9 protein-coding genes are annotated in these 9524 nt (G+C 60.2%); 2 read left to right on the forward strand and 7 right to left on the reverse strand.

The genetic code is table 11. From position 1 onward, the window contains the following. On the forward strand, nucleotides 1-245 hold a 245-nt coding region (locus tag FEZ60_RS24865; protein WP_346343408.1), incomplete at its 5' end, for an oligopeptide/dipeptide ABC transporter ATP-binding protein. A gap of 183 nt (nucleotides 246-428) precedes the next feature. On the opposite strand, the gene FEZ60_RS24870 is transcribed toward FEZ60_RS24865, so the two are convergent. Both FEZ60_RS24870 and FEZ60_RS24875 read right to left on the reverse strand, forming a co-directional pair. Further along, nucleotides 429-2906 (reverse strand): site-specific integrase, encoded by a 2478-nt coding sequence (locus tag FEZ60_RS24870; protein WP_172937290.1) that lies wholly within the window; start codon nucleotides 2904-2906, stop codon nucleotides 429-431. Further along, entirely contained in the window at nucleotides 2906-4189 is a 1284-nt protein-coding gene (locus FEZ60_RS24875; protein WP_172937291.1) for a tyrosine-type recombinase/integrase, read from the reverse strand. Before FEZ60_RS24875 ends, FEZ60_RS24870 begins: the two co-directional genes overlap by 1 nt. Nucleotides 4190-4393: 204 nt before the next feature. Between FEZ60_RS24875 and FEZ60_RS24880 the strand changes: the two genes are divergently transcribed. Further along, entirely contained in the window at nucleotides 4394-4576 is a 183-nt protein-coding gene (locus FEZ60_RS24880) for a hypothetical protein (RefSeq protein WP_172937292.1), read from the forward strand. Nucleotides 4577-4694: 118 nt separating this feature from the next. Here FEZ60_RS24880 and FEZ60_RS24885 read toward each other — a convergent pair whose 3' ends face one another. The 5 genes from FEZ60_RS24885 to FEZ60_RS24905 form a co-directional block, all read right to left on the reverse strand. Next, nucleotides 4695-4880, reverse strand: a complete 186-nt coding sequence (locus FEZ60_RS24885) for a hypothetical protein (RefSeq protein WP_172937293.1) — start codon at nucleotides 4878-4880, stop codon at nucleotides 4695-4697. Nucleotides 4881-5112: 232 nt separating this feature from the next. Beyond that, nucleotides 5113-5418, reverse strand: coding sequence for a hypothetical protein (locus FEZ60_RS24890; protein ID WP_172937294.1), 306 nt, complete (start codon nucleotides 5416-5418; stop codon nucleotides 5113-5115). A 43-nt stretch (nucleotides 5419-5461) separates the two neighbouring features. Beyond that, nucleotides 5462-7849 (reverse strand): DNA topoisomerase III, encoded by a 2388-nt coding sequence (locus FEZ60_RS24895; protein WP_172937295.1) that lies wholly within the window; start codon nucleotides 7847-7849, stop codon nucleotides 5462-5464. A gap of 122 nt (nucleotides 7850-7971) precedes the next feature. Then, the gene (locus FEZ60_RS24900) at nucleotides 7972-8547 is read right to left on the reverse strand and encodes a recombinase family protein (RefSeq protein ID WP_172937296.1); all 576 of its coding nucleotides are present in this window, start codon (nucleotides 8545-8547) and stop codon (nucleotides 7972-7974) included. A gap of 185 nt (nucleotides 8548-8732) precedes the next feature. Beyond that, nucleotides 8733-9395: a hypothetical protein gene (locus tag FEZ60_RS24905; RefSeq protein ID WP_172937297.1), complete on the reverse strand. Its 663-nt coding sequence runs from the start codon at nucleotides 9393-9395 to the stop codon at nucleotides 8733-8735. Nucleotides 9396-9524: the final 129 nt, after the last annotated feature.

The following is a 9524-nucleotide window of genomic DNA, read 5'->3' on the forward strand; positions in this document are numbered from 1 at the left end:
TGCAGAACCGTGCGCTGCATCCGTACACGCAGTTGCTGCTGTCCTCGATCCCCGATCCCGACGCAACGGTGACTGCGGCGCAGAACGTCGACCAGAAGGTCGTCGAACTTCCGTCGCCGCTGAACCCGCCGAGCGGCTGCCGGTTCCGCACCCGGTGCCCTCTCGCCACGGATCGCTGCGCCGAGGAAGTTCCGGAGCTACGACTCGTCGACGGCGGACACCAGGTGGCGTGCCACAACGTGTGAGATGAGCTAGACCTATGTCGATAGACCCGGAAGGCACGCCCGCGCCAGTCCTATCAACGAATCTCGATTCACTCGTCAAATCGCGGATGCATCGACTAAACCTAGTCGAACGGCGCCCGCTGTCCTTCGCAGTTTGTCCGATATACGACCGTTGCCGGATTGCACCGGTAAGCATAATGTCTGTTATGTGGGAGGTTGAACGGTCTGCGGGACGATGTCCGGGAAGCTGGGCATGTTGAGTTGAACGGCACGACGGGCTCGCCGATCGATGTGGTCGAGTTTTTCCTCGGTAGCCACGAGGCTGACGCGTAGACCTTCTGCTTCGCCGATCCAGCCTTCGCTGTCCGCCTCGGAAATTCGGGCAGCAAGGTTGTCGCGTATCTCAACCAGTCGAAAGCGTTGCGCGGGATCCACACGCAAGACGGGGCACCGGATGCAACTGTGTTCATGCTGACAGCTGGTGCCGTAGGCACGGCCGCATTCACCGAGGGCGAGTTTGCGGCGCTCGAAGTGCCCGAGAAACTCATCCCATTCGGCATCCGTCGGGGTGCGGTATTCCTCGCTCGGGCGGAGGGCACGTCGACGCGAGATGAAGGCGCGGTGACCGTTGATCGCCTCCTCCGGGTAAATGGCTTTGTACCCCATGGTCGTGTTGATGTCCTTGTGCCCCAACAGAACTTGAGCGATATGAGGCGGCATGCCGTTCATGATGGCGTCGGTAGCGAAAATTCGGCGCAGATCGTGGGGCTGGAAGTACAGCGGTTCGCCTGCTGCGTCCTTCACTCCTGCCGCATCGATGAGTTCGGTCAGTGCATTGCGGATCAAGCCTGCGGACACCGCGCGGTGGTGACCACCGCATTTCCATTGGAACAGGAGTGGGGCCGGGGCCACCCAGATACGTTCGTTCCGGTCGTAAAGAGGCACAAGAGGCACTCCTCCGTCCGCGCCGCGTATTCGGGACACGATTGTCGACAGCACGTCGGCGAGGTCCGGGCTGACCACAAGTAGGCGTTCCTCGTCTGTCTTCGAGGGTGCAATCTGCAGTAGCGGGATGAGCTCTCCGGTGGTGGGCAATCGATATTGGGTGATGCTGTGATGGCTGATTTCGAGCATCTCTTCGATTCGAACACCTGTGTGTCGCAGGACTTCCACAGTTGCCAGAGCCCAGAATGCCCGGTTCTCGGCTTCTCGGAGCCGGATGGTTCGTCCCTCGGAGTCGTAGATCACCGGAATGCCGTCAGCGCTTGCTTTCAACCATGGGTCCGACTTGGTGTAGGTCTTGCCGAGGACGGTGAATTTGGCGCCCGGCGACGCTGCAACAGCAGCCTCGAGAAGCATCTTGGCATCATGGGCTCGTTGTTCTGCGATACGCACCAGTTCTGGCAGTCGAGGTAGTCGCTCTCGTGTGCGCTGATCCATACGTGCTTTGCGTCGGCGTCCGATCTTCTTCGCGCTCGTCTCTCCTGGGCCGATCGGACATGGCACTACCCACCGCGCCCACCGCGCGGGGTCGAGAGCTGCCCACGCCGCCAGATCGAGATAGAACGCCCGCACAGCTGTCAGCATGTCGGTGTAGTTCATTCGTGGACTGCGGGTCTCGGCGTAAGTTCCATCGGGGAGTCGTCGGCGGCTGACCTTCCAATGCATGCGTTCTTTCCACGCCTGGGCTACACCACGGTCGAGTTCAAGCGAGTTGATTCCCGGATGGGTGGTCTCCAAGTTTTTCCAGAAATGCAGCGCCAAATGTCGTGAGAGATTGTCCAGCGTCGTGTAATCCAACGAAGGGTGCCGCTCGGACAGATAGTCCACGAGGAGATTCCGGACGTCGGAATTTGCGATGTCGAAGCGATCGACGAGTTCTGCGACGGTGCTCTGCCCTCGATACACCGTGACGAATCGTAAAGTCGGTGGCGCATCTGGTGGAAAGATCCCGATGTCGTGGAGAAGTTTGTAGAAGAGGTAGCGAGTTTTTCCCCTCGAACATACGGCGAGCTCCGCCTGGCGAAGTTCGACGCAGTCACCGACGGTGATGTCGGAAAGGCCACCGCCTTTGGATAGGATCAACATGGAGATCTGCCATCGCGCAGTTCGACCTTGCATTGCTTGGGCTGTCTCCTCACCTGCCGCGGTCTCCAGTCGCTCGAATCCTTTCGGATCTCGGCTGCTTGCCGCCCAGTCGCGCCAGTAGTGCGACCGGTGCAGTTGGACCACGAAACGTAAATCGGGACGAATCAGATCCGCGACGAACAACCCAATCAGGGCATGGGTCAGGACCGTTGTCCGAACCGATTGCACCCCCTTCTCGTCCAGCCACGTTTCCGGGATCGAAACCCATCCGAGACCATGTTCGGCGACGCAACTGCCGTTCCAGCGGTCTTGCCAACTCGTTCCCGGAAACGAGTGCAGCCAACGCAAAAGCAACCCAGCACCTCGGACAGCATCGCGCTGAAAGCTCTCACTACCCGGAGCCCGGATCATGAGCGCTTCCACCCGCTTCAGGGCGGCCACTCGGCCGAGTTCGGTCGTCTCCCACGACGATGGCACCACACGCGGTGGATACCGATCGAGGAGTGTGTCGATGACACTGCGATTCGCACCTCCGCGGGCATCGACGTTCAGGCTCCAACTGGCAGGCACTTTGGAGACACGTGCAGAAACCATCAGCGTCGACCTCCGAAAAGTACGTCCAATACTGCAGAGTTGTAGCCCGGCGCTGGCGGTGCGGGCATCGATTGGGCGTTGCCGGTGTATCGAGCATGGTGGGCTCGGACGTGCGCGAAAACTTCGTCTCGACTCGGGGTCAGGTACAGCTGAGTGGTTGTCAGGTGCGCGTGTCCCAGGATCCACTGCACATCGGACAACGGCATGTCAGGATCGCTCGTCATCCGAAAGGCGGCGGTGTGGCGCAGGTCGTGAATGGTCCAATTGGATCCCAACACCGACTGCGCCCGTGAGAACATCGCGCGCGCTCCCGAATACGACAGCTGCCGCCACGGCCTTCGCAACGTCATCCACAAGGGATGATCGCAGCCGCGAGGGGCGTCCTTCCCCCATGCCTCTTCTTGATAGATCCGCAACCACACGAATGCATCTGGCGACGCCGGCAACTGTTGGACCTCCCGGGTCCCCTTCCTTGTTACGGTGATCAATTGCTGGCCCGGGTCCGCACTCTGCTGGGACATCGACAGGAGCTCGTCGGCGCGGGCACCGGTCGAGACCCAAAAGGCCAGCATTGCCCGATCTCGGTTCGATGACAGCCTTGCGAATAGTTCGTTGAAACGATCATCGGGAATGCGCTTAGGTATCCGTTTCGGAACCTTGGGTCTGTATCGACCCTTCCGCTCGTTACGAAACGGATCGTGCGGATCGTGATGCGCGTTCGACCGAAAAGCACGGGGCGAGCGATCCACCGGGAACGGATTGACGACCGGCCCGGCACCGATGCTCATCTGAAAATCGTAGAATGCCCGCAACACGGTTTCCGCGTGCGCTCGAGTGGCCGGAGAGAATTTCTGTCCCTGCCGCGGCTTGCCTGTGACCTCGTTGACCACCCAATCACCACTCTTTGCCGCGCTGCCCCCTACAGGTGTTGTGTCGGAGACTTTTTCGCCACGCCTCCGCCAGTGTTCACGCCTGGGTTTATCCGCAATCTTCATCCAACGCGCAAAATCACGGCCCTCCGCGGGAGTGGCTCTCTCCCATCCCACGTCGACCGCTGCGAGAAATCTCCACCACCGCAACAAGTCATGTCCGTACGATCGGATAGTCGCCGACGATCGGTCACACGCGTGAAGTTCCTCGAAAAATACTGTCGCTGTACCGATTACCTCACCTGTCGCATCGAGTAACCTGTACGGTTCTGCTTCGGAACCTGTCGAAATCAGCCGCCCCACGTCGTGAACGACCAGCCCTGCGAGATCACCCCGACGCGTCTCGCTGCACATACTGAGGAAAGTATCAGCACCACACCTGACCTGCAATGATGCGAAACGTTAGTTCAGTTAACACGCCACCGCTCCCCTGTCGGGGGATGCCCGAGCGTGGCGAGCATCGGTGGCACCGGATTTCCCGTTGCAGGGCTCATATACCGAGTGTGCGCAGGTTCCGGCTGGCTTCGCCACGTTTTCCGAGGTTGAGACGATAGTGAGATGAGCGAGATTGCAGACCCTGACAAGCCCAAACGGTGGACTCCAGCTCCGGACAACGGGCAGGCCGGCACCGTGCTTCTTCCGGACGGTGGTTGGGCGTACCGCTACAAGGGCAGCGATGAGCTGATCCACATGAAGAAACCCCAGTACCCTGATGACTCTGCGGAATCACCAGCAGAATGAGAGAACAACAGATGCTCGCACGCGTAACTCTGCGGGAAAACGGGTGCTAAGTTATCTCGCCGGAGGCAGCCGAAAGGCCCGCACCGGATCCCGGCGCGGGCCTTCCTGGTGGTGATTCCTAGCCGAATCGGGTGTTCATGTTGGTTGCGAGCCATTCCGCGTCCGACTGGACCATCGGTCCGCGCAGGCTGTAGCGGCCTCCGTTGTCCTGAACGAAGTGGGTGAAGCACTTGTTTTCGTATCCGCCGTGTTCCGCCGTGCGGGGTACAACGACAAAACGTGTGGTGATGACTGTTTCGGTCATGCTGGTTCCTTCCGGAGAGTCGGTAGAGTCGCATCCCGTTCACCAGGCTGAGGGTGGGCTGTCAACCCCGTAGAGCGAAGCGTGGGTTGACTGGTCGGGCCCCCGGCATGGTGAGCTGAGGCGACTCGTACGACGACCTTCCCGACCACCGCTGGCCGCGTAGCGGCAACGCACCGTAGGTGCCCGCGACAGTTCAGGCCAGGTGTTGCGTACTGCTCCATAGTTTCGTGCGCTACCCAGTACTGTCCCGGACAAGAAGATCGGCCGCAGCGTCCTCGTCGGAGAAGATGCGCTCTACGAGTCGCGCTGCGGGCGCAATGACTGTCTGTTCAATCTTGCGGACGGAGGACACTGTCCAGCCCGTGAGTCCTTCTGGTCCTGCGGTGGGCGGGCCGAAGAGTTCTTCGAGGACCTCTGGTTTGTAGCCAAGGCCCATGAGCTGTTCGGCGGTGTACCAGTCGTCTTGCGGGATCGGCTCGACCACGAGTGGCCCGCTACCGGCGGCGATCTCATCGGGGGTGGCTTCACGAAGGGCCATTAATTCGGTTCTCCTCTGTGGTAGTTGTGGGATTTGGGAGCCGCTATTTACCGATCTTGCGCTTCCTCGTTCCGGTAGGAGCTTTTCGGTCCTCGAACTTCAACGTGAACCCGAACACCTTCTGGCCGTTGAAAGTCTTTGCGGCCAGCGCGCCCTTGGCCGTGTACGGTTTGCCGGACTTGCCCTTGGCCTGGAATTCGATGGTCTCCCCGGCCAGCAGCTTTACCAGTTCCTGCTCGGTGAAATCCTTGCCTGACCAGTGCTCGTTCGCGCCCCAACCGCGGCCCTTGAACGAGACGTTCTTGCCCTTCCACACTCCGCTGACCAGGTCCGTCCTCGGTGCTCGCTCCTCGAACTGAGGCTTAAAACCCACGAATGGGTACGCCTTCCCGTTCTTCTCCATCACCCCGGCTTCCAGCTTGCCCTTGCAGGTGTACGGCTTGCCGGTCTTGGTGCTCGTCGCCGTGATCTCGATGACCTCACCCTCCACCAGTGCGGCTACCTCGACGTCGGTGAACCGGTGCCCGCCGAACCCCCTCTTCGCGGTGGTGACCACGGTGTCGCCGTGGGTGAAATGCAGTGCCGGCGGCAAAGTGATGTTCTCGACCGGCGCCCGTGTCACTCCAGCCTTGGCCATTCGTTCTTTGAGTTCGGCCGGCAACCTGCTCGCGTTCGCCTTCATCTTCTCGAGGTCGTGACGGACCAGGGGTGCCACCAGCGCCAGGAAGTCGGGAGCTGCGCTCGTACCGGCCTCGACCTGTGCCATCTGCTCGAAAACTTTCTCGGTGATCGTCAGATCGCCGATGTGCGTGCCCGGCAGAATCCGGTGGTTGAGTTCGCCGACCGGACTGAGCGTGATCTTGCCGCGCTGCTCGCGCATCAACGCCTTGCCGGTGGCGTTGTTGGTGACCTCGGCGTACGTGCTCGTCCGGGTGGCACCGGTACCCACGCTGCGTTTTTCTAGCTGCTTCATCAGCCACCCCATCGTCGGGTGCGGTGGCCGCGTCGGAAACCCCTCGTGGATAAACGGCTTCGCGATAGTCCCGAGCGCAGTCGCACCTGATGCGGCGTCGTCCTGCTCGTCCTCGTCGTCCTCGACGACGAACACGCCTTTCCAGCCGAGCACCGCCGGGACGTTGAGCGAACCGACGAAGTTCGGGTACTTCTCGACATGCCCACGGTGCTGGTCGTATTCGTAGTCCGGGGCGAGCATCGTCAGGTAGTTCTTCGCCAAAAGTTCGTAGATTTCCTTGCCCAGTGCGCCGAATTTCTGTTCCACGGCAGCCAAATTCGGGGGGACGTTCGGGCCGGGACGGTTGGCACCGTGTGCGCCGCCGGACTTGATGTGGCTCTTGCGTGGTCCTCGGTGACTGAGCGCGGCCGGGTTCACTCCGACGACGGTGGCGATCTTGTCGACCAGCGGTAGCAGCTCGTTGAACTGCTCGATCGAGATGAACTTGTCCTCGGTGCGCGGATAGGACACCACTTGTGCCTCGTACATCCTCTGATACGTCTCGAGGACCTTCTTGGCTTCGAAGCCCTTCTTCGACAGCAGCGACGAGAGGCCCGCGAGGTCCATCAATTTCGGTGGTCCGGTCTTCTTGCGGGTGGTCCCGTCGTGGACCACCGGTGAGGACTCGAGCCCGCCGGGGACGGCGCTCTTGTTCTCGAACCGGTCGATGTCGGGGTCGGTGTAGGTGACATTGTTCTCGTCACGAAATCGGTTCTCGTAGAACGCTTTCTTGACGTATCCCTTGTGCGCGTCGAGGCCGTCACCGACGATCACGACCATCGCCGACTTGAGTCGACCGTTACGCACTACGGTGCTCGAACCGGACACTTTCGTCGCCGCCCGTGTGAACTGCATTGACAGCATGTCCCACTTCGATCGGAAGTCTGCCTTGCGGTAGTCACCTTCGGACTCGATCGACGTCACCGCGCGGCGAGTCGTGAATGCCTTCCGCAGGGACGCCGGGGTTTCGTCGAGAAACTCCATCCGCTCGAGCTTCTTGCCCTCCAGACCCAGGTACTCGACGATTTCCCACCCCAGCAGCGAACCTTCGCCTGTCGGATCGAGATCGGCGGCGTTGCATACGGTTTCGCACGTCGACAAGGTCGCTTTGAGTTCGGCGAGCAGACTCTTCGCGTCCGGATCGGTGACCAGCTTCCCTCCGGAAACCTTGCGTCTGACCTCGCGCTCCCAGCGGAAGTCGCCGGCATTCCACGGCAGGTGTTGCAGATTCCAACTCTTGTACTGCTCTGAGAGGGATGGGGGCACCATCGCCGCGGGGTCTTTCAATTCCAACAGGTGGCCGCGAGCATTCACGATGACGTATTCCGTGCCGTCGAAGGTGCCGCTCATACCGCCCAAAGCAGCCGCGAAGTTCCGTGCCGCCGAGGGCTTCTCGGTAAGAATTCCGACTTTCCCCATACTGTTTCTCCTTCATCGAGGGACCGCATCATGAGTATATATACAGACCTCTCGAAATATAGATAGACCATCGTCAAACCGGCTGCTTCTTTGGCTGCCTAAATCCCGTTCAAGCTGTCTTCTCAAGACAAGTTGCGATACAAGGTGCTTCGGGCGACTCCCAAGACTTCTGCGATTTCGCGCATGGAGACGCCGTCTCCTTTCATCTTCTTCGCCTGCCGTTTCTTCGCGGCCGTCAACGATGATGGCCGACCTCCGATGCGCCCCCGTTCACGGGCGGCGGACAGTCCTGCCATCGTGCGCTCACGGACAAGATTTCTCTCGAATTCGCTTAGCGCACCGAATATTTGGAAGATCAACTTCCCACTCGACGTCGTCGTGTCAATGGGGTCGTTGAGTGATCGGAATGCCACTCCACGCTTCTCGAGGGTTTCGACGGTGTCGATCAGATGACTCAGCGATCGACCAAGCCTGTCGATTCGCCATACGACGAGAGTGTCCCCCGGCCGCAGTGCATCCATAACGGCGGCCAACTCGGGTCGGTCTGTCTTGACTCCGGATGCCTTGTCGGTCCACACTCGGAAGCACCCAGCCGCGTTCAATGCGTCCAACTGAAGTTCGGGGTTCTGGTCGGTTGTGGACACACGGGCGTAGCCGAGGAGGGTTGAAACCCTGGTCGGGCCTGAAAAGTCGCTCACAAGGGCACAGTGTTGCAGAACTCACCGACAGGTGAGGTTTTAGGACAAAAGCATTGAGACCGGTTTTTGCGACACTCTCCAGGCTGGTCGGATCGCCTCGCCGCCCTGGTTCTGTTCGTGTCCGAGAAACGATCGATTCAGAGACGCAAGGTAGTCCCACGAGACCAGTCGGTGTCGGTGGGTCCTTAGAACCGGAACGTGTTCGGAGAGATCTGTACGGTAGCCGCGCGCAAACCCGAACCGACTAGCGTTGCTCCCCTAACGGGCACGCCAACGGTAGTGGGATTGCCGCCACCTCCGTTGTCATCCCAAATGGTCGTCGGACCGACACCACCATCGCCATCCCAAATAGTCGTCGGACCGACACCACCATCGCCATCCCAAATAGTCGTCGGACCGACACCACCACCATCATCATCCGGCAGCGACCCTTCCCCCTTCTTCTTTGGGTCGGGGTACGTATCTCCCGGCTTTGGAGTTGGCGGCGGCGGCGGCGGTCCCGCTTCCTTTTTACCTTCAGGTTCTTTTTTCTTTTCGTCGGTTTCTTTTTTCTTTTCGTCGGCTTCCTTCTTTTGAGCTTCAAGTGCCGCCTTCTGTGATGCAAGGGCCGCCTCGGCGTTCGCATCCGCAATCTCAGACGAGCCCTTGTTGACACCTACCGCCCCGGCCGCAATTAATGCAGCCCCAACCCCTGCAACAATCAACCCCGCCAGTGCGCCGAAAATTGTGAATGCCAACGCTCCTCCAGCAATGCCTACGACAAGACCGATCCCTGCTAAAGCTAATCCGGTGTCTTGGTGTCCATAACCAGATTTCTTCTTTTCATCGGGAGACGCATTCCAATCCACCGCGGCCCCAGCCGATCCAGGAAATGCTCCGAATCCAAGGGGCCCGCCCGCTTGGTCAAAGCTCCCGCTATACCCCCCGAGGCCGCTCCGCCGACCACCAGGACCGTGCCCCCCACCAGGGAATTCACC

The sequence above is a fragment of the Rhodococcus sp. MS16 genome (assembly GCF_013277795.1).
Taxonomy (GTDB): domain Bacteria; phylum Actinomycetota; class Actinomycetes; order Mycobacteriales; family Mycobacteriaceae; genus Rhodococcus_F; species Rhodococcus_F globerula.